Annotated in this window: 21 protein-coding genes; 10 read left to right on the forward strand and 11 right to left on the reverse strand. The window is 51.2% G+C overall.

What is annotated here, in order from left to right:
- Positions 1–28 precede the first annotated feature (28 nt).
- Positions 29–406, reverse strand: coding sequence for a glyoxalase superfamily protein (locus tag P8H26_RS03945; RefSeq protein ID WP_289631572.1), 378 nt, complete (start codon positions 404–406; stop codon positions 29–31).
- 98 nt (positions 407–504) lie between these two features.
- On the opposite strand from P8H26_RS03945, the gene P8H26_RS03950 reads away from it, so the two are divergent.
- A complete protein-coding gene (locus P8H26_RS03950) occupies positions 505–918 on the forward strand; it encodes a GNAT family N-acetyltransferase (protein WP_289631573.1) in 414 nt (137 codons plus the stop codon).
- On the opposite strand, the gene P8H26_RS03955 is transcribed toward P8H26_RS03950, so the two are convergent.
- Positions 919–1,305, reverse strand: a complete 387-nt coding sequence (locus P8H26_RS03955; protein WP_289631574.1) for a VOC family protein — start codon at positions 1,303–1,305, stop codon at positions 919–921.
- 27 nt (positions 1,306–1,332) lie between these two features.
- Positions 1,333–1,851 (reverse strand): GNAT family N-acetyltransferase, encoded by a 519-nt coding sequence (locus tag P8H26_RS03960; RefSeq protein WP_289631575.1) that lies wholly within the window; start codon positions 1,849–1,851, stop codon positions 1,333–1,335.
- 93 nt (positions 1,852–1,944) lie between these two features.
- Between P8H26_RS03960 and P8H26_RS03965 the strand changes: the two genes are divergently transcribed.
- Entirely contained in the window at positions 1,945–2,367 is a 423-nt protein-coding gene (locus tag P8H26_RS03965; RefSeq protein ID WP_289631576.1) for a VOC family protein, read from the forward strand.
- Positions 2,368–2,404: 37 nt separating this feature from the next.
- Here the strand turns inward: P8H26_RS03965 and P8H26_RS03970 are convergent, their stop codons facing one another.
- Together P8H26_RS03970 and P8H26_RS03975 are read right to left on the reverse strand one after the other, a co-directional pair.
- Positions 2,405–3,646 (reverse strand): FAD-dependent monooxygenase, encoded by a 1,242-nt coding sequence (locus tag P8H26_RS03970; RefSeq protein ID WP_289631577.1) that lies wholly within the window; start codon positions 3,644–3,646, stop codon positions 2,405–2,407.
- 68 nt (positions 3,647–3,714) lie between these two features.
- Complete coding sequence (locus P8H26_RS03975; protein ID WP_289631578.1) at positions 3,715–3,972, reverse strand: zinc-finger domain-containing protein; 258 nt, start codon at positions 3,970–3,972, stop codon at positions 3,715–3,717.
- Positions 3,973–4,400: 428 nt separating this feature from the next.
- Here P8H26_RS03975 and P8H26_RS03980 point away from each other — a divergent pair, with 428 nt between their 5' ends.
- Both P8H26_RS03980 and ppx read left to right on the forward strand, forming a co-directional pair.
- On the forward strand, positions 4,401–6,557 hold the full coding sequence (locus tag P8H26_RS03980; RefSeq protein ID WP_374708226.1) for an RNA degradosome polyphosphate kinase: 2,157 nt from the start codon (positions 4,401–4,403) through the stop codon (positions 6,555–6,557).
- A complete protein-coding gene (ppx, locus tag P8H26_RS03985; protein WP_289631579.1) occupies positions 6,554–8,077 on the forward strand; it encodes an exopolyphosphatase in 1,524 nt (507 codons plus the stop codon). The genes P8H26_RS03980 and ppx overlap by 4 nt, the downstream gene beginning before the upstream one ends.
- 61 nt (positions 8,078–8,138) lie before the next feature.
- Here ppx and P8H26_RS03990 read toward each other — a convergent pair whose 3' ends face one another.
- Positions 8,139–8,678, reverse strand: a complete 540-nt coding sequence (locus P8H26_RS03990) for a dihydrofolate reductase family protein (RefSeq protein ID WP_289631580.1) — start codon at positions 8,676–8,678, stop codon at positions 8,139–8,141.
- A 2-nt stretch (positions 8,679–8,680) separates the two neighbouring features.
- Positions 8,681–9,835: a ribonuclease D gene (gene rnd, locus P8H26_RS03995; protein ID WP_289631582.1), complete on the reverse strand. Its 1,155-nt coding sequence runs from the start codon at positions 9,833–9,835 to the stop codon at positions 8,681–8,683.
- Positions 9,836–10,205: 370 nt separating this feature from the next.
- Here rnd and aspS point away from each other — a divergent pair, with 370 nt between their 5' ends.
- Positions 10,206–11,993: an aspartate--tRNA ligase gene (gene aspS / locus P8H26_RS04000; RefSeq protein ID WP_289631583.1), complete on the forward strand. Its 1,788-nt coding sequence runs from the start codon at positions 10,206–10,208 to the stop codon at positions 11,991–11,993.
- Positions 11,994–12,273: 280 nt separating this feature from the next.
- On the opposite strand, the gene P8H26_RS04005 is transcribed toward aspS, so the two are convergent.
- Positions 12,274–13,542 carry a hypothetical protein gene (locus tag P8H26_RS04005; protein WP_289631584.1) on the reverse strand — a complete coding sequence of 423 codons (1,269 nt, stop codon included), beginning with the start codon at positions 13,540–13,542 and terminating at the stop codon, positions 12,274–12,276.
- Between the two features lie 253 nt (positions 13,543–13,795).
- On the opposite strand from P8H26_RS04005, the gene parC reads away from it, so the two are divergent.
- Together parC and P8H26_RS04015 are read left to right on the forward strand one after the other, a co-directional pair.
- Positions 13,796–16,048: a DNA topoisomerase IV subunit A gene (gene parC, locus P8H26_RS04010; RefSeq protein WP_289631585.1), complete on the forward strand. Its 2,253-nt coding sequence runs from the start codon at positions 13,796–13,798 to the stop codon at positions 16,046–16,048.
- A 78-nt stretch (positions 16,049–16,126) separates the two neighbouring features.
- Positions 16,127–16,555, forward strand: coding sequence for a GNAT family N-acetyltransferase (locus tag P8H26_RS04015; protein WP_289631586.1), 429 nt, complete (start codon positions 16,127–16,129; stop codon positions 16,553–16,555).
- A gap of 175 nt (positions 16,556–16,730) precedes the next feature.
- Here the strand turns inward: P8H26_RS04015 and P8H26_RS04020 are convergent, their stop codons facing one another.
- From P8H26_RS04020 to hemB, 3 genes are all read right to left on the reverse strand, one after another.
- Positions 16,731–17,486, reverse strand: coding sequence for an arginyltransferase (locus P8H26_RS04020; RefSeq protein ID WP_289631587.1), 756 nt, complete (start codon positions 17,484–17,486; stop codon positions 16,731–16,733).
- Between the two features lie 322 nt (positions 17,487–17,808).
- Positions 17,809–18,279, reverse strand: a complete 471-nt coding sequence (locus P8H26_RS04025) for an RDD family protein (RefSeq protein WP_289631588.1) — start codon at positions 18,277–18,279, stop codon at positions 17,809–17,811.
- Between the two features lie 151 nt (positions 18,280–18,430).
- Positions 18,431–19,432 carry a porphobilinogen synthase gene (hemB, locus tag P8H26_RS04030; RefSeq protein WP_289631589.1) on the reverse strand — a complete coding sequence of 334 codons (1,002 nt, stop codon included), beginning with the start codon at positions 19,430–19,432 and terminating at the stop codon, positions 18,431–18,433.
- Between the two features lie 200 nt (positions 19,433–19,632).
- On the opposite strand from hemB, the gene P8H26_RS04035 reads away from it, so the two are divergent.
- From P8H26_RS04035 to P8H26_RS04045, 3 genes are all read left to right on the forward strand, one after another.
- Positions 19,633–20,742, forward strand: a complete 1,110-nt coding sequence (locus P8H26_RS04035; protein ID WP_289631590.1) for an enoyl-CoA hydratase/isomerase family protein — start codon at positions 19,633–19,635, stop codon at positions 20,740–20,742.
- Positions 20,743–20,750: 8 nt separating this feature from the next.
- A complete protein-coding gene (locus P8H26_RS04040; RefSeq protein ID WP_289631591.1) occupies positions 20,751–21,182 on the forward strand; it encodes a DUF6163 family protein in 432 nt (143 codons plus the stop codon).
- 339 nt (positions 21,183–21,521) lie between these two features.
- On the forward strand, positions 21,522–21,980 hold the full coding sequence (locus P8H26_RS04045) for a hypothetical protein (RefSeq protein WP_289631592.1): 459 nt from the start codon (positions 21,522–21,524) through the stop codon (positions 21,978–21,980).
- The last annotated feature ends 252 nt before the right edge of the window (positions 21,981–22,232 follow it).

A 22,232-nucleotide genomic window follows, 5' to 3' on the forward strand; every position in this document is an offset into this window, starting at 1 on the left:
GCGAAAACTGCGGGTGTTTTTATTTCTGCTATTCGTCGTGAGGGCCTTCGCAAAACTGAATGCGATTTCCGAACGGATCAATCACGGCCAGAATACGCCCCCAAGGCTGGCTTTCTATGCCGGGGCGCAGAAAACGGTATTTACGGGCGCTGATCTCCTGATGCAGGGCATCCACTCCCTGCAGGCGCACAAAAATATTGGCGCCGGGGCTGCCGTCACCATGATGCTCACTTAAGTGAAGAATGAGATTGCCGCGTGAAATCTGCATATAAAGCGGCATATTGGCTGCAAAACGATGCTCCCAATCACACTGGAATCCCAGATAATCGAGATAGAATTCTTTGGCTTTATCAATGTCGAAGATTCTGAAAATCGGGCAGACTTGTTCAAACTGAACGGTATTCATGTGGGGCGCGCTCCGCTGTCAAATTCGCACCTATTATAAAATATGCCTGTAAAATTCATATTAAAAAACATCTGTCGGGCAGAACAAGGAGAGCAGAATTGCAATATCAGTGGCTCAACCGTCTGGAACAAAAACATCACAAGAGTTTTTATCAGCTCTACACGAAAGAATGGTGGACGCAAAACCGTTCCTACGATGATGCAATCAAAATGCTTGACCATTGCGGTCTGATTATTGCCTGTTGTGATATGCAGGATCGTGTCATTGCTTTTGCTCGTGTGCTGACGGATTACACGTTCAAAGCGCTGATATTTGATGTGATCGTGGATGATAGCGTGCGCGGGCAGGGGCTTGGGCAGGAGATTATGACACGCATACTCAATCACCCTGATTTACATCAGGTGCAGAGTTTTGAACTGTATTGTCCGGAGCGCCTGATACCATTTTATGAAAAACAGGGCTTTGTTAAAGGCTCATCAAGCCTGATGTTTCAACAATGCGGAACTCTGTGATCAGAGTTTTTGCATCAGTTCAAGGCGGTTGCCGAAAGGGTCGTTGATATAGGCGCGATGATAACCACTGATCGGTTCGTCTTCTGTCGCCTCAATTTCATGAGCCGCCAGTGTTTTCAGAAAGCCTGAGAGATCATCGACCAAAAATGCGGGATGGGCTTTTTGCGCAGGCGTGAAACCCCGCTCCACACCCATATGAACCTTGATTGAGCCGAGCTCAAACCAGCATCCGCCACGCTTTGCAAGATTGTCCGGTTTTGCGACCTCGGTCATGCCTAACAGGCCGGAATAGAAAGTGCGGGCTTTGTCCTCGCCGCCAGCGGGCATTGCAAGCTGAATATGATCCAATCCGAGTATCCGCCCGAGTATCGGCTTAACTGTCGACATCGTATTTCCTCCCTTGGATAGATTTACCTATACAGGCTGTATCAACACAAAATTCTTATGGCGCTCACCGGAAAGCTCGAACCAGACCGAGCCTTGTCTTTCCATGCCTTGCTGTTGGTAAAAGTTTAGCGCACGTTGATTGTCATGCAAGACTGAAAGCCAGATATGACCTAGATTTCGAGCTGATGCGGCATTTCTGGCTTGTTGCATTAATGCTTTTCCAATGCCGCGACCGGCATGACGGGATCTGACATAAAGTGTTGTGATTTCAGCAGAACCTGTGCGTGTCGTGAGGCTGTCAGGCAGGGTGGGTTTGTAATCAAGTGCAATATGGCCAAGCAGCCGGTCATCTTCCTCACAAAGGATGACCTGTCTCTCAGCATCAGCTATGATGCTTTGAAAATTCTCTGACGTGAAACGCTGTAAAACATAATCGGCGAATATATTGCTGATGCCGCTTTTCGCATAAGTGTTCAGCCATACCTCAATTGATAATGCCGCAAGTCGAACCGCATCACCGGATAATGCATTGCGATAGATCGTCAATTTTTACCTCCGGTCAAAATCGGGTTGCAGTTTTCTGACACTGCCTCAGAGAATTTTATGGTGTCCGCTAATAATAACAAGGAGGAGAATGTTATGAGCAGACTGATTTTTGTCAATTTCCCAGTCAGCAATGTTGCTCAGGCAATAAGGTTTTACGAGGCGATTGGCGCGACTAAAAATGAAATGTTCAGCGATGAAACCGCAGCCTGCATGGTGCTGTCGGAAGTCATTCATGTCATGGTGTTGAGCCACGAGAAATTTCGCCAGTTCACCCCGAAAAGCATTGCAGATGCCCGTTCGGTGAGCGAAGTGCTGGTTTGTATTTCAGCATCAGATAAGCAGGAAGTGGATGCTATTGTCAGTAAAGCTGCAAATGCAGGCGGGAAAGCAGATCCGTCGGCAGTGCAGGATTATGGCTTTATGTATGGCCGCAGTTTTGAAGATTTAGACGGCCATATCTGGGAGGTTATGTGGATGGATATGGAAGCTGCAAAGCAGGCTATGGCAAAATCGTAAAACCGGATTTTACCGGCGCTCAGATGAATGCTGCGGATTATGATTTGATATCCGCAGCATCATATTGATAGAGCCAGTCCAGATCATGCAGAAAGCTCTCAGGCTTGCGCAGCTTGAAAAGCAAATTGCGGCCGAGTGCCAGTGGCCCGCCTGCATGATAGGCAATGCGGTTAAGCTGGCCGCGGCGGGCAACTTTGGCAATACGCGCCAGCCTTTGCCGTTCAAAAGCGGCAAGGGCACTGCTATGGTCGGTTTGTTCCGGTGATAAATGTGCAGCAAGAGATGCAGCATCTTCAACGGCCATTGCCGCGCCCTGCGCCGCAAAAGGTGTCATGGCATGGGAGGCATCGCCCAGCAAAACAAAGCGTTTATCAATCACCATTTTTGGCTCGGGCATCTGGAACATTGGCCAGAATGTCCATTGCGGCGCGGCTTTGAGCACATCCGTGACTGCCTGTGACCAGCCTGTAAAACTGCGGATCAGCGCTGCACTATCGCCCTTCAGATCCCAGCTCGTGCCGATATCTTCGCCATCGGTAATTGCCACAAAATTATAAGCCTCACCGTTTTTAATCGGATAGGCAATCAGATGTGCGCCATGACCGAGCCATGCAGAGACTGAGAGGTTATCTTTGAGACTGCTGAGGAAGTTTTGCGGAACCTGCGTAACGGGCAGGGTTGTACGCCATGCAATATGATTGGTAAAACGAGCACGGTTTTGATCGGGTGCGGATTGACCGGCAACGGCCAGATTGCTGCGCTGTGCCGACCACACACCATCACAGCCGAGCAGTAATTGCCCGCTATAGTCTGTGATCTGATCATTGAGATCAACGCGGATCGTGACCTTGTCAGCCATAACATGGTGCGACAGGACATTGGCGCCCAGATGAAGGGTAATAAGCGGCTGTCTGCGCACGGCTTTAAGCAGAGCTGCTTGCAGGTCTGCGCGATGACAGGTGATGTAGGGCGCCTGCCATCGTTGCGCTGCCCGCGCGCCGAGTTCCATGCGCATTAACGGCTGTGCTTTTACGCCATCCATCAGGTAGAGGGCATCAGGGCTGACCGCCTGTGGCAGAAGGTCTTCCATAACCCCCAGCCGCTCAAGCAGACGGGTCGCATTGGGAGCCAGTTGCAATCCGGCACCGACCTCAGAAAGCGCAAGGGCTTTTTCCATGATCAGAACGGAGAAACCGCGATCCGCCAGCGCCAGAGCAGTCGTGAGACCCGCAAGACCGGCACCGGCAATGAGTATGCGCTTATCAATCTGGCTGTTCATGGTCGCCCTTGTCCGTGTTATGAACGGTGAAAAGCGGGGGCGGATTTTTCACCAGGTGTCAATTTGAGTTATTCAGCTGCCGCAACGAGCGGGTCGTTGAAATTGCAACCGGCAGGAATGGTCTGCTCTGCACTTAAAGTCGCGTCATGACGATAGAGCGTTGAGCAATAAGGGCAGACAACTTCCTCTGCATCACCCATGTCGAGAAAAACATGCGGATGGTCAAACGGCGGATTGGCGCCGACGCACATGAATTCTTTAACGCCGATGCTGATAGCATTGTGGCCGGCATCATTCTGGAAATGAGGGATGATATGATCAGACATGTGACAACTCCGGTAATGGCATTACCTTATAGCATTTGTTCTTTGAGCGGAATCACTCGCAGCGCAAACGGGCAACAACAAAGCGTGAGAGAAGTCGCAGAAACTAAAGAATATCGTACCGCTCTGACGCATAATTTGGCTCTGATGTATCGCGAATAATGAAGGAGCGGAAGTGTTTTTTATTGTTTCTGCTTTAATCTCCGCTTTGTTAAGAAATTGTCATACAGAATGCATAAACGAACCGTAACAGAAACACTGTTTGTAGGGTCGACTATCGCCTCGGTTTTTCCGGCGATTTCAGAGGGATTGTTAACGTGTCGCATAAAAAAAGTCATGGATCGGTGAAAGAGGCTGAACCTGTGGGTAACGTGCCGGCATTAGTCGCAAAAACAGAAATTGTCGCTGCTGCGGGCGGGCATGCGGAAAGCATGGTTCCGGATTTGTTTGAAAGCCCTGAGCGTTTTGTCAATCGTGAGTTTTCGTGGTTGCAGTTTAATAAGCGTGTTCTGGCCGAGGCGGTGAACAAGCATCAACCGCTCTTGGAGCGTTTGCGCTTCCTGTCGATCTCGGCTGCCAATCTAGACGAGTTTTTTATGGTGCGCATCGCCGGTCTGGCCGGTCAGGTGCGAGCAGGCGTGGCCACACGCTCGGCCGATGGCCGCACGCCGCAGGAACAGCTGGATTTCGTGCTGGCAGAGGTTGCAACCTTGCAGGCTGCGCAGCAGGAAACGCTGCAAATGCTGCGTCATGAACTGGCACAGGAAAAGATTGAGATTATCCGCTCTGACCGCCTGAAAAAACATGACAAGAAATGGCTTGAACATCATTTTCTGGATACGATTTTTCCGGTTCTCACACCATTGTCGCTTGATCCTGCGCATCCGTTTCCGTTCATTCCGAACCTTGGCTTCTCGATGGGGCTGCAACTGTCCCGCATAACGGACAAGCATCCGATGGTGGCGCTGTTGCGCCTGCCGGTCGCGCTCAGCCGTTTTGTACAGATACCGTCAGAGTCCGGAACCTACCGCTTCATCACGCTTGAAGATGTGGTGAGCCTGTTTATTGAACGCCTGTTTCCGGGATACGAAGTGCGTGGTGCCGGTACATTCCGCATCATTCGCGACAGTGATATTGAAGTGGAAGAAGACGCTGAAGATCTGGTACGCCATTTTGAAACAGCGCTGAAGCGCCGTCGTCGCGGCAAGGTGATCAGCATTGAATTTGACAGTGATATGCCGGAGGCGCTGCGGGTCTTTATGACAATGGAGCTCGGTGTGTCCGAGAGCCGTGTCAGTATTCTGCCGGGATTGCTGGCACTGACAATGATCTCAGAGATTGTCAGTATTCCCCGCGATGATCTGAAATTCATCCCTTACAATCCGCGATTTCCTGAGCGCATCCGCGAGCATGGCGGGGATTGCTTAGCGGCAATTCGCGAGAAGGACATTGTTGTCCATCACCCGTATGAATCTTTTGACGTGGTGGTGCAGTTTTTGCGTCAGGCTGCAATTGATCCGAATGTGCTCGCGATCAAGCAAACGCTCTACCGCACGTCTAACAACTCGCCGATTGTGCGTGCGCTGATTGATGCGGCTGAGGCCGGTAAGTCGGTGACCGCGCTGGTGGAGCTGAAAGCCCGCTTTGACGAGGAAGCGAATATTCGCTGGGCACGCGATCTGGAACGCGCGGGCGTACAGGTGGTGTTCGGCTTTATCGAGTTGAAAACCCACGCTAAAATGTCGCTCGTTGTGCGTCGTGAAGACGAAAAACTGCGCTCCTATGTGCATCTTGGCACCGGTAATTATCATCCGATCACCGCGAAGATTTACACCGATCTGTCCTTCTTCACATCAGATGCGGATACTGCCCGCGATGTGGCTCATATTTTCAATTTCATCACCGGCTATGCGCAGCCGGCCGATGGCATGAAGCTGGCCATCTCGCCTTTTACGTTACGCCGCCGGATACTGAGCCATATTGAAAATGAGATTGAGCACGCGAAAGCAGGTCGGCCGGCGGCGATCTGGATGAAGATGAATTCGCTGGTTGATCCGCAGATTATTGATGCACTGTATAAAGCCAGCAGTGCAGGGGTACAAATTGATCTGGTGGTGCGTGGTATTTGTTGTCTGCGTCCGCAAGTGCCGGGGCTTTCTGAAAATATACGCGCTAAATCAATTGTCGGCCGTTTTCTTGAGCATTCGCGTATTTTTTGCTTCGGTAACGGGCAGGATTTGCCGTCAAAAGAGGCGATTGTCTATATCAGCTCAGCGGATATGATGCCGCGAAATCTCGACCGTCGCGTAGAAACGCTGGTGCCTGTTACAAATGTGACCGTGCATCAACAGATTTTATCGCAGATTATGCTTGCAAATCTCTACGATAATCAACAAAGCTTTGAGGTACTTTCAGACGGAACCTCCAAGCGGATTAAACCCGTGGACGGGGAAGAAGCTTTTAACGCTCAGGAATATTTCATGACCAATCCCAGCCTGTCCGGTCGCGGCAAGTCTCTGAAATCGTCAGCACCGCGTTTGATTGCGCGCCACAACCGCGTTCGCGCAGAGCGAAACCGTAACGCATGACTTTGACACTGGCACAGGGCCGTTTGAAAGGTCTGGAACCGGTCGCAGTCATTGATATCGGTTCCAACTCCGTGCGTATGGTTATCTATGAAGGTATTGTGCGTTCTCCGACGATTTTCTTTAACGAGAAAATTCTGAGCGGCCTGGGCAAGGGGCTGGCACAAACCGGTCGTCTGAATGACAAGTCGGTTGCCAGTGCGCTTGAAGCGCTGCGGCGTTTCCGTGCACTCGCCAAACAGGCCGGTGCGACAAAAATCTATACGATTGCTACCGCCGCTGCCCGTGAGGCTGAAAACGGACCTGACTTTATTGCGCGGGCGGAAGAAATTCTGGGTGAAAACATTCAGATCCTGTCCGGACGCGAAGAGGCTTATTATTCCGCGCTCGGTATTATTTCCGGTTTTCATCATCCTGACGGTATTGCCGGTGACCTTGGCGGCGGCAGTCTTGAGCTGGTGGATGTGCATGGGGACAATCCGGATAAAGCAATTGGCAGCGGTATTACACTGCCGCTGGGCGGCTTGCGCCTTCAGGATTTATCCGGCGGCAAGATTACAGAAGCTGCCAAAATTACCCGCAAATATGTCGGCGATGTTTCTTTCCTGAAAGAAGGAAAGGGGCGCACATTCTATGCGGTGGGCGGCACATGGCGAAATCTCGCCAAACTGCATATGAGCGCCAAACATTATCCGCTCCATGTTATGCATGGCTATGCGATGGATCCGGAAGACGCTTATCACTTCCTCTACCGTGTGGCGCGGTTTGACATTGACCATATGCGCGGCATTGAGGCTGTGTCGAAAAACCGCCGGCAATTGTTGTCCTATGGTGCGACAGTGCTGATGGAAGTTGTGAAGCGTATGGAACCCGCGCAGATCGTGTTTTCGGCAATGGGTGTGCGTGAAGGTTATCTCTATTCGCTGTTAGCCAAAAAAGAGCAGAAGCTCGATCCGTTGCTTTCCGCTGCCGAAGAGCAGGCTGTGCTGCGCTCGCGTTCGCCGCGCCATGCTCATGAGCTGGCTGACTGGACAGGCTATGCCTTTGAGAAGCTGGGTTATGACGAGACCGAGGATGAAAGCCGCTATCGTCGTGCGGCCTGTCTTCTGGCCGATATCAGCTGGCGGGCGCATCCCGATTATCGCGGGCCGCAGGCGCTGAATATTATTGCTCACGGTTCTTTCATTGGTATTGATCATCCGGGGCGCGCCTATATGGCGCTGGCCAATTACTACCGCCATGAAGGTGTGATGGATGATGAGGTTGCACCTGAAATCATTCGCATTGCTACGCCGCGTCTTCGTGAGCGTGCGCGCATTCTGGGGGCTTTGTTGCGGGTAGTTTATCTGTTTTCCGCGTCGATGCCAGGGGTTATACCGCAGCTTAAATTGCGTGAAGACGGCGATGCATTGGCGCTGGTGGTGCCGGAAGCTTATCGCGATCTGGTCTCAGAACGGCTGGATAACCGGTTGAATGTTCTGGCTAAGGTAACCGGCAAAACACTTCGTTTTGCAATTGAATAGAGCAAAATATAGCGTTTGCGGTTGAATGAATAAAAAAGCCGGTTCGTGAGAACCGGCTTTTTTACATCGCTTTATCGAATTTATAACGCCCTTGCAGCAGCCCGCTCGGAAAAGCCTGATGGCTTGTCAGCTTCCAATGGTTCATGGACATATCGCCGTCAAATAACCGTACGCCTTTGCCGATTGTGACTGGCACCCAGCTTAAGGTCAGTTCATCGACCAGTTGCTGTTGCAGGCCTTGGCGCACAACATTACCACCGTCGAGATAGACATGCTTAAGCCCGCGTGCCGAAAGTTCTGTCAGCAGTTCGCGGAGTGAGCCATTAAAGCTGGTTTCACCATGAAGTGGAGCGAGTGGACGGCTGGTCAGCACAACAACCTGTTTGCCCTCATAGGGCCAGAAGCCGAATGTCAGCACGGTTTCATAGGTGTTACGCCCCATAACCAGCACGTCAATACTAGCCATAAGTGCATTATAGCCGGTATCTTCCGGCAGGTCAGTTTCGACTGCTGAAAGCCATGACAAGTCATTGTCAGCGCCTGCAATATAACCATCCAGACTGATGCCCAGAAAGACGCTGACTTTGATTGCGTGGTCCATTGTTAATCCAGTGAGACTGCCTTGATCTTGCGGTTCTCGAATTTGATACCGATTTTACCTTCGATCATCCGGAGTGCTTTTTCCCCGAACAATTCACGGCGCCAGCCCTTCAGCGCCGGTACATCAGCAGCATCGCCCTTGGCGGCAATCTGATCAATATCATCGGATGAGGCGACAACTTTTGCAGCCACGCCATGATCTTCCGTGATGATTTTGAGCAGCAATTTCAGAACATCAGAAGCAGCCCCTGTGCCTTCCGGTGCGTTATATTGCTTCGGCAGGCGCGGCATATCCTCTTTTGATAAGCTCAAAGCATCATTGATGGCTTCAACCAGCCCGTTGGCATAGGCCGAACGCTCCCAGCCCTTCGGAATGGTGCGCAGCCGTGACAGTGCTTCAGAGTCGCGCGGCTGTTGCTGGGCGATTTCCTGTATCGTGTCATCTTTGATAACGCGTCCGCGCGGAACATTGCGCTCGCGTGCAGCACGTTCACGCCATGCGGCAACGCGCTGCATAACGGCCAGTTCAGCAGGCTTGCGCAGGCGGATTTTCAGACGCTTCCATGCATCGTCAGGATGCACGTCATAGGTTTCGCGGGCGGTGAGAATGCGAATTTCTTCGCTCACCCAGTCGCCGCGGTTTTCTTTTGTCAGGCGATCCTGCAAATAGAGATAAACATCGCGTAAGTGCGTAACATCGGCCAGCGCATAATCCAGCTGTTTGTCGCTCAACGGGCGACGGCGCCAGTCGGTAAAGCGGGACGACTTGTCCAGATTAACGCCGGTAATGCGGGCGACCAGCTGATCATAGGAGATCGCATCGCCAAAGCCGCAAACCATCGCCGCAACCTGTGTGTCGAACACCGGTTCAGGGATCAGATTGCCGAGATGAAAAACGATTTCAATATCCTGCCGCGCGGCATGGAAAACCTTGACGATCGCCTTGTTTGCCATCAGCTCGAAAAACGGACGTAGATCAATTCCCGGTGCCAGTGCATCTACGAGAGCTGTCGTGTCCGGCGATGCCATCTGGATCAGGCAAAGCTCCGGCCAGAAAGTGGTTTCGCGAATGAATTCGGTATCCACAGTCACAAAAGCAGATTTTGAAAGCTGTGAAACGGCCTCTTCAAGACCTTGTGTCGTCGTAATCAGTTCCATTGTTTTTCTATAACCAATCACAATTGCTTTGTCGCGGAAAACTAAACTTAAAAATCACATATATTGTGACTTAACTACGATTCTTCGATTTGAAGCATTTCCGGTTCAGATTGGACAGTTGGAAATGCTTCGTCCCTTTGTTTTGCGTGCATTTTGCGCCGAAAACCGTTTAACACTTTTCGGAATGCGCTCTATGTTGTCTGTTGCTCGCAGTTGAGACCGGTTATAGAACATTCAGATTGAATCAATTTGGCTGTATAAGGGTCTAACTCTTGACTTTTTGCGGCCAAAATGCGCTTGTCCGACAACATAAAAATCAGATTTTATCCTCGATTTTACGTTTTTTACCACTCTTCTGAAGGCAGATAACATGCATCGTTACCGCAGCCATACCTGCGAAGCCCTCCGCAAGTCGGATGTCGGCCAGACAGTTCGTCTTTCCGGCTGGGTTCATCGTGTCCGAGATCACGGCGGTATCCTTTTTATCGATATTCGCGACCATTACGGTCTGACCCAGATCGTTGCTGATCCGGAAAGCCCGGCATTTAAAGTTGCTGAAACTGTTCGCGGTGAGTGGGTCATCCGCGTTGACGGTGAAGTAACTGCGCGTGCAGGCGAGGCTGTGAATCCGAATTTGCCAACCGGTGAAATCGAAATCGTTGCCAAAGAGATCGAAGTTCTGGCCGCTGCCAAGGAACTGCCTCTGCCGGTATTCGGTGAGCCGGACTATCCGGAAGATATTCGCCTGAAGTATCGCTTCCTCGATTTGCGCCGCGATACGCTGCACAAAAACATCATGAAGCGCACCAAGATTATTTCTTCGATGCGTCGTCATATGAACGATATCGGTTTCAACGAATTCACCACGCCGATCCTGACTGCTTCTTCGCCTGAAGGCGCGCGCGACTTCCTCGTGCCAAGCCGTATTCATGAAGGTCAGTTCTATGCGCTGCCGCAGGCGCCGCAGCAGTATAAGCAGCTGTTGATGGTGGCCGGTTTCGACCGCTATTTCCAGATTGCACCATGCTTCCGCGACGAAGATCCGCGTGCTGATCGTCTGCCAGGTGAATTCTACCAGCTCGACCTCGAAATGAGCTTCGTCACTCAGGAAGAAATCTGGGAGACAATGGAACCTGTGATGCGTGATATTTTCACTGAATTTGCCGATGGCAAGCCGGTGACACAGCAGTTCCGTCGTATTGCTTATGATGATGCGATCCGTACTTATGGTTCGGACAAGCCTGATCTGCGTAACCCGATCGAAATGCAGGCTGTGACTGACCATTTCGCCGGCTCGGGCTTCAAAGTTTTTGCGAACATGATCGCCAATGACGCTAAGGTTGAAGTATGGGCTATCCCTGCCAAAACCGGTGGTTCGCGTGCTTTCTGTGATCGCATGAACTCATGGGCGCAGGGTGAAGGTCAGCCGGGTCTCGGCTATATCTTCTGGCGTAAAGAAGGCGACAAGCTTGAAGGCGCAGGCCCGATTGCCAAGAATATCGGTGAAGAACGCGTTGAAGCGATCCGTACCCAGATGGGTCTGGAAGATGGCGATGCCTGCTTCTTCGTGGCTGGTCTGCCATCGAAGTTCTATAAATTTGCCGGTGATGCGCGTAACCGCGCCGGTGATGAACTGAACCTCACCGACCGTGATCGTTTCGAACTGGCATGGATTATCGACTTCCCGTTCTATGAGTGGGACGAAGATAACAAGAAGCTCGACTTCGCTCATAACCCGTTCTCTATGCCGCAGGGTGGTCTGGAAGCGCTGGAAACGCAGGATCCGCTGTCGCTCAAAGCCTACCAGTACGATCTGGTTTGTAACGGTTTTGAAATCGCATCCGGTTCGATCCGTAACCAGCTTCCTGAAGTGATGGTCAAGGCGTTTGAACTGGTTGGTCTGAGTCAGCAGGATGTGGAAGATCGCTTCGGCGGCCTTTACCGTGCATTCCAGTACGGCGCGCCTCCGCATGGTGGTATGGCTGCCGGTATCGACCGTGTGGTTATGCTGCTGGTTGGTGCAAAGAACCTGCGCGATATCTCGCTGTTCCCGATGAACCAGCAGGCTGTTGATCTTCTGATGGGCGCGCCTGCGGAAGTAACACCGGCTCAGCTGCGTGATCTGCATATCCGCGTGAACCCGCTGAAAAAAGACTAATCCTTTTTAAGGGTAACATATTGAAACGCCGCGTCTTAACGGACGCGGCGTTTTTTATTGCGCAGAGCCGTGCTCGCCATTGGGCGCTCTAACACATAATAATTATGTTCTGGAGCGGTTTGCGTCCAGATTGGGTCGCGGCACACGCTCTGGATTCTTTGATTTGTCGCATTGTCACGGCCGTCAAGTTGACCCAACTTGACTGTGAAATGCTCTCGGTTTTAGGCAATAAAAAACCCGGCTTAAAGCCGGGTTTTTCTTGTTTATATGTCGCTCAATCTTACTGATTGGCTGTCAGCTTAACGGCCAGCAGGTCGAGAAGCTTCTTAGGATCAGCGGTTGCAGTTGCTGCAATCAGAGCGAAGGAAACAGGCGCTTCCGGCTTAGCAGCGATTGTCAGAGACTTAGGATCATCAAAATAGGTGTTCACCGCAGTGGTTGCCTGCATGGCGAAATCCGCATGGCCGAGATAGCCAACCATCAGAGGTGCAATGCCTTTGATCTGGTTGACCATATCTTCGCTCGAGATGCCCTGCTGCTTGGCATAATATTCCAGCAGTTTAGGGGTGAGGGATGAATCGTCATAACGGATCGACAGGTCGCTGACGGAAAGCTGCTGGATCAGACCAAGCATAGCCATGCCAACGGCATCGGAGTTTTCTTTATTGGAGTTGAGTTCGGCGCTCGCCTGCTGAACTGCCTTGATGAATTTAACATCATAGCCGCCAAGCTTCATTGTGGTGTCGAGCTTGCCAACATCCTTGACGTCAAACTCCATTTTGTCGATGGAGAAATCGCCTTTTTCCGGCTCCCATGCGGCTGTGGATGTTACAACCATGCTCAGCTTTTTATAGCCGAGATCAAGCAGCGGGTTTGGTGTGGCTGTATCTTCAGCTGTTTCTTCTGTCGCATCAGCATCTGCTGCATCGGCAGTTTCTTCAGCTTTTTTGCGCATTGCGTCCATTTTCTCGATGTCGAGATCAATGGATTTCACACCGAAATTAACGGAAATCGGGGTGCCTTTTGTATAAGGTGTTGAGCTGGCATACAGGTCTTTCATGTTGACCATTTCCTGTCCGTCTTCGCTGACGGTCAGGCTGTCGGCCTTCATGGTTTGGTAGTACATCATTTTGACAACAGGGTCCTGTTCGTCATCTGATGCCAGATGGATTTTGCCGATTTCAATGCCCTTCACAACAAAGGTGCTTTTATCGTCTTTTTTCTCGATGTCCTGCAGAGTGGCGCTCTCAGCGGTGTAGCCGCCTTTGCCATCTTCAGCGACATCGGAAAGCACAACATCACCAACAGCGATAGATTCAACTTCAGGCGTTTTGAAATCAATCTTGGTGTCGCGCAGAGTGATTGTTGAACCGTCAGTATCAACTTTGCTGAATTCGATCTTTGCACCCTGTTCTTCAAAACGGGCCTGCAAACGCTTTGCAACATCATTTCCGTCCAGTGCATAGGCTGAACCTGCAAAGATCACAGTGAGTGCTGTAGCAACGGAAAGTGTACGGGTAGCGGTATAAAGCGGTTTCATAACCGACATAAGAAGGCTCCTTGGGTGATTGCCTATATTTACATGCGAAATACTGTACTTGCCTATAACATGACAATTTTGTCTTTTTCGTAACAGCCGGTTTCTGTCACTGCAAGTCACACTTGGGTATCAGATAAAATCTGTTGGCATATTCGATGTATTTTTGATGTAATAACGAGAATAATGCGGAAAACCTGACCGTTTTGCGGGTGTAAACACATCTTGACTTGCCGCAGAATCAGCCGCTTGCTAACCATGAATCATGGGAAAAAATTTGATTCCGCCTTCTGGCGGCGACGATCACGTTGAAACGGTTGATCTGAAATCGGCGCTTGAAGAGCGCTATCTGGCCTATGCGCTGTCCACGATCATGCATCGTGCGCTGCCGGATGTGCGCGACGGTCTGAAGCCGGTTCACCGCCGCATCATGCATGCTATGCGTCTGCTGCGACTCAATCCGGGCAGTGCTTATGCAAAATGCGCGCGTATTGTCGGTGACGTAATGGGTAAATTCCACCCGCACGGCGATGCATCAATTTATGATGCGCTGGCGCGTCTCGCGCAGGATTTTGCTGTGCGTTATCCTCTGGTCGACGGGCAGGGCAATTTCGGTAACATCGACGGCGATAATCCGGCGGCGATGCGTTATACCGAAGCGCGTATGACCGACGTTGCGGCTTTGCTGCTCGAAGGTATTACAGAAAATGCCATCGACTTCCGCCCGACCTATAATGAAGAAGATGAAGAGCCAGTCGTTTTGCCGGGTGCTTTCCCAAATCTTCTGGCCAACGGCTCTTCCGGTATTGCCGTTGGTATGGCCACCAATATTCCGCCGCATAATGTGGCGGAGCTTTGCGATGCGGCATTATTGCTGATCCGCAATCCGCAGGCAACGATTGAGGAACTGGTGCAGCTGGTGCCGGGACCCGACCTGCCGACCGGTGGTGTGCTCGTTGAACCTCAGGCGAATATTCTTGAAGCCTATCGCACCGGTCGCGGGTCTTTCCGCGTGCGCGCGAAATGGGAAAAGGAAGATCTCGGTCGCGGAACATGGGTGGTTGTGATCACCGAAATTCCGTATCAGGTGCAAAAATCCCGCCTGATCGAAAAGATCGCCGAGCTGCTGCTGGCTAAAAAGCTGCCTTTGCTCGACGATATCCGCGATGAGTCGGCCGAAGATATCCGCATTGTGCTTGAGCCGAAAAACCGCACGGTTGATCCTGAATTGCTGATGGAATCGCTGTTCAAGCTCACAGAGCTTGAAAGCCGTATTTCCCTGAACATGAACGTGCTGTCCCACGGGCGGGTGCCGAATGTTCTGTCGCTTGGTCAGGTACTCAAAGAATGGCTTGATCATCGCAAAGAGGTTTTGATCCGGCGCTCGCAGTTCCGGCTTGATGAGATTGTTAAGCGCCTTGAAATTTTGGGCGGTTACCTGATCGCTTATCTCAATCTGGATGAAGTTATTCGCATCATTCGTGAAGAAGATGAGCCGAAACAGGAACTGATGCGGGTTTTCAGCCTCAGCGATATGCAGGCCGAGTCGATCCTGAATATGCGCCTGCGCTCGCTGCGTAAGCTTGAAGAGTTTGAAATCCGTAAGGAATTTGACGGCCTGACGTTGGAAAAAACGCAGCTTGAAGAGCTCCTCGGTTCGGAAATCAAGCAATGGAAAACCATCAGCACTGAGATCAAAAAGGTTCGTGAGACTTTTGGTCCGGAAACCAAGCTGGGCAAACGCCGCACACAATTTGCCGAAGCGCCGAGCCATGATCTGGAAGATATTCATCAGGCGATGATCGAGCGTGAGCCGGTTACAATTGTGGTATCTGAAAAAGGCTGGATGCGTGCCATGAAGGGGCATCTGGCAGATTTCTCAACGCTGTCTTTCAAAGAGGGCGACAAGCTGAAGCTGGCTTTCCATGCGGAAACGACAGACAAGATTGTGGTTGCCACAACGGGCGGTAAATTCTTCACCATTGGCGCTAATACTTTGCCGGGTGGCCGTGGTCACGGCGAGCCGATCCGCATCATGGTAGATATGGACAATGATCAGGATATCCTGACTGCCTTTGTGCATGATGCGAGTGCAAAGCTGCTCTTGGCATCCCATGAAGGTTATGGCTTCATAATCAATGAGAGCGAAGTGATCGCCAATACCCGCAAGGGTAAGCAGATCATGAATGTGAAGCTGCCGGATGAGATGAAGATCTGCCAGCGAGTAACCGGTGATACGGTGTCTGTTGTTGGTGAAAACCGCAAAATGCTGGTCTTCCCGCTGTCTGAACTGCCGGAACTGTCGCGCGGTAAAGGTGTGCGTTTGCAGAAATACAAGGATGGCGGCGTGTCCGATATCCGCACTTTTGCAATGGATCAGGGGCTGACATGGCAGGATTCAGCAGACCGCACATTCACACGCAGCAAAGAAGAATTGCTGGAGTGGACAGCGGCGCGTGCTTCTGCCGGACGTATGGTGCCGAAAGGTTTCCCGCGCACCGGTAAGTTTGCATCGTAAAAACAAATTCAGAGCGGGTTCCGGCTGGGAGGGGCCTGCTCTGTTACCTTTTTTGATAATGGGAAGAAGTAGTTAATTATGCCGGTTGAATCAAAATATCAGGTATTGCGTCAGGTTCCGGATGTGCAGACCTATTGCCATTTGCGCGCTGCGAGCGGCCTGAGCGCAAAAACCGCTGAAGCTGCGGAGCGCGGACTGAAGAACACACTATTCGCTGTGCAGATTACAGATGGTGACAAGATTGTCGGTATGGGGCGTGTGATCGGCGACGGCGGCACAACCTATCAGGTTTGCGATATTGCGGTTCTGCCGGAACAGCAGGGGCAGGGGCTGGGCAAGCTGATCATGACCGAGATTATGGTTTATCTCGATGAAAATGCGCCAGAGAGCGCCTATGTCAGCCTGATTGCTGATGGCCCTGCGCAGCATCTTTATACAAAATACGGCTTTGCACCGGTAACACCTGCTTCTATCGGCATGGCTTATAAAGTAGGGCGCAAGGCCTAACACATTTGCTGTAAAGGTGCGAAGCGCCTTTGCGCATAAATCAGTTCAGCGGATTGATTTTTTCATGCTCCAATACCGATAGCAATGAATCTCTTTCTTAAGCTTGCTGCTTAATGTACTGAATTTATTATTCAATATAAAACGCCCCGTATGATTTCATACGGGGCGTTTTTATTTATTCCGCAATATCAGTGCGCAGCCAGCCGTTAGAGGTCAGGTGTTCTTGTGGTTTGTAGCGGGTTTTGTAGTGCATCTTTTCAGAGCCATTGACCCAGTAGCCGAGATAAACATGCGGCAAGCCCAGCGCATTACAGCGCATGATGTGGTCAAGAATGATGAATGTTCCCAGCGACCGGTCAGCCAGGTGCGGGTTAAAAAACGAGTATACCATTGATACACCATCACCCATCACATCAGTGAGGGCGGCAGCAATCAGCGGGCCTTCGCCTTTGCCGGTGATCATCGTATCAACACCGCGCAGACGATATTCAATGATCTGCGTGTTCACATGGCTGTCTTCAATCATCATTGCATAATCAAGCACTGACATTTCGGACATGCCGCCACTTTGATGACGATGATTGAGATAGTCATGAAACAGCGCATACTGCTCGGAACTCGGCTCGGCCTTGCTGGCATAGCCGACCAGATCCTGATTGCGTTTCCAGACACGGCGCATGGATTGCGTCATTTTGAATTCGCCGGCCAGAATGCGCACGGAAACGCAGGCATTGCAGCTTTCACAGGCAGGGCGATAAGCGATATTCTGCGATCGTCGAAAACCGGCCTGCGTCAGCAGATCATTGAGTTCCGGCGCACGGCTACCAACCAGATGCGTGAAAACCTTACGCTCCGACCTGTTGTCCAGATACGGACATTCAGACGGTGCGGTGAGGTAGAATTGTTGTGGTTGCGGCTGATGTTGTGTCATGATTTGCCCGTCAAAACGACAATAAAGACGACTTGATACTCACGTCTGAAATTGTGCAGTCAAAAGGCCTGCAGAATGATTAAAGCATCTCCGGCAAAAGGGTAAAACGCCTTCGCGTAGGATAATGCGTAAAACAAATTATTAGAGCGGCTCCAACGATTCAGTCATAACCGGAGCTGCTCTAATGATAGTGGAATTCGGCAGGATGTAAAATCCCGCTTTCGTGATTGTTCCACTCATAGCGCAAGTAAGCCAATAAAAAAGCTGGTAATGCAAACAGCGCGGAGATACCCGCGCTGTTCATATTCAATACGCGCTGTTGTTACGGATTGGTACGGATGATCACCGCACCGAGCAGCATATCGTGTACGCCGCGTTTGTAATCCAGAAACAGGGTTGCCAGCAGGATCAGCGGGGTAAGCACTGTGCAGGAAGCCCAGAACAAGACCGAGTGAACCACCGCAAACAGGCCGTCAACCGGATGGCCGTCCATACGCTCGATGCGAATGCCCATCATCCGCATACCTGTGGTGGCTTTATTACGTCCGCCGACTGTAAAATATACATAAGGCAGCGCCACCAGCGGCAGCAGGATACCATAGAGCATCCAACCCAGACCCAGCGTCAGAATACCCAAGAAGGCGATGATGATCGCGACAGGGATACACAGCAAAAGCACAATGAAATAGTCGATCAGAAAGGCGAATACGCGTCTGGTGCGCACGCCTTCATAGAGGCGGCGGTCTTCAAAACGCGGCAGAACAATATCATTATTGATTGTTCGGTCATTCATCGGCTTATGGTTTCTCCTTTTAAACTTACAAACAAGGAGATAGGGAGCCACGGCAGTCATTTCAAGATTGTGTGACCGGCCAGCGCGAGAATACAAAAAAGCGCATTCTGCCTGAAACAACATGCGCTTGAGCGAGGGGCAGTGCTCTGAATTAAGCTGATTTCAGCTTTTCAGCCACTTCCAGTGCGAAATAGGTGAAAATACCATCACATCCGGCACGCTTGAATGCGAGCAGGCTTTCCAGCACGACTTTCTCTTCGTCAATCCAGCCGTTTTGTCCGGCGGCTTTGATCATCGCATATTCACCGGAGACCTGATAGGCAAAGGTCGGCAGAGAAAACTGGTTTTTAAGCCGCTGAATAATGTCGAGATAAGGCATGCCCGGCTTGACCATCAGCATATCAGCGCCTTCCAGCACATCCTGCTCGGCTTCACGCAGTGCTTCATCCGTATTGGCCGGATCAAGATAATAGGTTTTCTTGTCGCCTTTCAGCACGCCTGCGGTGCCGATGGCCTCACGATAAGGGCCGTAGAAGGCAGAGGCGAATTTCGTCGCATAGGACATGATCGGCAGATGCTGAAAACCATTGGCATCCAGCGCATCACGGATTGCGCCGATACGGCCGTCCATCATATCGGAAGGGGCAATAATATCCGCACCGGCCTCAGCCTGTGCGAGTGCACCGCGCACAACCATCTCAACGGATTCATCGTTGAGAATAATACCGTCGCGTAAGATGCCGTCGTGGCCGTCCGTGGTAAAAGGATCAAGCGCGGCATCGGTGATAATGCCGATTTCCGGAATTTCCTTTTTGATCGCACGGGTCACCGAATTGATCAGATTGTCGGGATTGGTAATATAGGCACCATCCTGCGTTTTGATACGCGAAGACTCATTGGGAAAAGGCGCAATCGCAGGAATGCCAAGCTTGGCGGCTTTTTCTGCCTGACGCACAGCCATGTCTACGGAAAAGCGGCTGACACCGGGCATTGCCGCAATCGGGGTAGCAACATTGCTGCCTTCACAAACAAAGAACGGCCAGATCAGATCATTCGCACTTAATGTGTTTTCCTGCACCAGACGGCGTGACCATTCAGTGCGGCGGGTGCGTCGCAAGCGGCGGCTTTGAGTGATTTCATCAATACTACGCATAATGCCTTTTCCGTATTTCGGCGTAAGGAGGGGCAGTGCGGGTTCATTTTCAGAGCCGGATACACTGCGCAGGCCAGATCAGGGAGCCTTAACACTCAAATCATGGTCACAGCTTGATAAAAACAGCTTTTAAGGTGTGAAACATTGCCGCGCTTGCGCTACTCTGCAATGATTCATGCAGGGCGGGAGAGGATGAAGTCATGGACAGGACAGATCATATGCGTGATGAAAACAGTGTTACGCTTGATTTCGGCGGCGATGACGAGATGACATTCGCTCAAAGCGGCGCTGTCGGTCTGATCCGGCTAACACGCCCGAAAGCCCTGAATGCTCTGACCCATAAAATGGTGCTGGCAATGGAGCGCGCCCTGCTGCACTGGGCTGATGACCCGCAGGTCAAATCGGTGATCGTTGAGGGTGAAGGACGAGCCTTCTGTGCAGGAGGCGATGTGGTCGCCGCATATAATGCCGGTAAAAGCGGCAAGCCTGCCTATGATTTTTTTCAGGATGAATATCGGCTTAACCGCCTGATCGGTGCTTACAATAAGCCCTATATCGCTTTGCTCAACGGCATTACGATGGGCGGCGGCGCGGGAATTTCGGTTCATGGCTCTCATCGTATCGTGACGGAGAATACGCTGTTTGCAATGCCTGAAAGCGGTATCGGCTTTTTCACCGATGTGGGCGGCAGTGCTTTTCTGCCTGCGCTGCCGCAGAGGTTTGGTTTTTATCTGGGACTTACAGGTTCGACCATTCGCTGGGGCGATTGTCTGAACAGCGGTATTGCCACCCATGCCTTGCAAGCGGAACAGTTGACGGAGCTGTGTACGAGGCTGGTCGCCGGTGAAAAACCCGATGATATATTATCGGGCATGCAGCTTAGCGCACCGGACTGGGAAATGCCGGAAGCGGACAGAGCGCTCGTTGCCCGATGCTTTGAGGCAAGGACTATCGAGCAATCGATTGCGAATTTTGTACAGGCCGCAGAAGCGGGTGATGAAAAAGCTGCAACTATCACAGGGGTGCTGGGCAAGCGCTCCCCGACTAGTCTGAAGGCAATTTTTACGCTTTTTCAGGATGCGGAAGCATTTAGTCGTGCAAATAAAGAGCTGAGTTACAGCGCCCGCTTGGATAGGCAGATGCAAATAGAGTACGCTCTGGCAGAGATTCTGCTGCAAGGGCATGATTTTTATGCCGGTGTCGGCGCTGTTTTGATAGACAAGACCGGCAATCCTGTCTGGAACCCAGCATCACTGGATCAGGTGCAATTGCCGGATTTTTTAACGCTTAAAGACAATAAACAAGGGTAGAGAGCCGCATGATGGATGATCAGCTGAGATTACGCACGGGAGATTCAGCCCTGCATAGCTGGTTCGTTCTGTTTGTACGGTTTGTGGCGCTGGTCTGTCTTGCCGGTGGTGTTTATTACTGGCTGCGGCTGATCGGGCTGTATCCGGGCTTGTTATGGCGGTTCGATCTCATGCCCTGGCAGTGGCAGGCAGCCTGCGTAAGTCTTGCAGTCGCTTTGCCTATTGTTGCGACGGGTTTGTGGATCAGGGCATCTTGGGGCGCTGTGCTATGGGTGATCACGGCTGTTGCTCAGGCGTTGATTTACACGGTTTTTGCACGGTTCTTTGAATATTTTCCTTCTCTTGCCATGCTCAATATTGCTTTCCTGCTGATCTATGCGGCGTTTCGCATCGGTTTGTTTTTGCAGGGTAAACGTGCGCTGGCCACACCGGTACACTGAGCGGCTTGGCTCAGCTTTTCATGTATAATCCGTTGTTAACCACTTGTTAGCCGTGTGGCTTAAGCGGAAGTTCACGGCTGTTTCCTAAAGTTCCGGCAGATAAACTCAGCTTTACGCTCGTCGTCATCTGTAACGACCAGTTTAGGGCAGGTTGAGTTTGTGCCGGAACTAAAGCATGGCGCGTCAGCGAACATGCGACAATTAAAAAATCTAGAGCGAGCGTCATGAGTGAGAATAAACGCGATACGCTCTAGGCGGAGACAAAGCTGAATGCAAACGCAAGAGCCGGTTTCTATACAACGACACCCGGACGACCGGAATGCAAACCGGAACTCCGGAATGCAGGTCTTATGTCTGGAAGTCGAACGGCAGTTGAACAGGCATTACAAGCGGGTTCTGGCTTTTTTCACGGAAGCATTTTCCGATAATACAGATTACCCTTTAAGTGCCGAGCAAGCCTTGATGCTGTTTTGTATCAGCAATGGTCTTCGCGATACCGCGCAGCTTTGGCGGACGGTTGAGCCAGTCACTCCGCAATCGGTCTTCATTCTCGCCAGTCTTTATGCGCAGGGCTATGTTGTATCTGCGGGTAATATGCAGCATTCGGAGGGGCTGGAACTTGCAACGCTGGAACTGACTGCCAGAGGGCAGGGTGTTGCTGATGGCCTTTATGAGCTATACACTTATGTCTTCCTTGTCCGCGCAGGCAGGGAGGTGCCGGACACAGCGCGGCTTGCATCCATGCATGTATCGTTACGCAGACTGCAAAACCATAATCATCTGCACAAACGCGGATAAGGCGGACGTTGCGAAATGGCCACAATCACTGATTAAGCTTCGCGGCGATGGTGTTTTTCAGCATGTGAGAAATATATTGACTTGCCGGAATGCCTGCAGACATGTTTAAGCCACAAAACTGTTTATAGCCGTAGTTCCGGCAGACGATTATATGCGTTCAGAACTGGTGTCAGTTCAATGAGTTCTGCTGCTGTTGAGTTCAGGCAGTTTCAGGAACGGTATCCGGTTTTTGATGTTCTGAGCTGCGTAACG

This window comes from Pseudochrobactrum sp. sp1633, assembly GCF_030376605.1.
Lineage (GTDB): Bacteria > Pseudomonadota > Alphaproteobacteria > Rhizobiales > Rhizobiaceae > Pseudochrobactrum.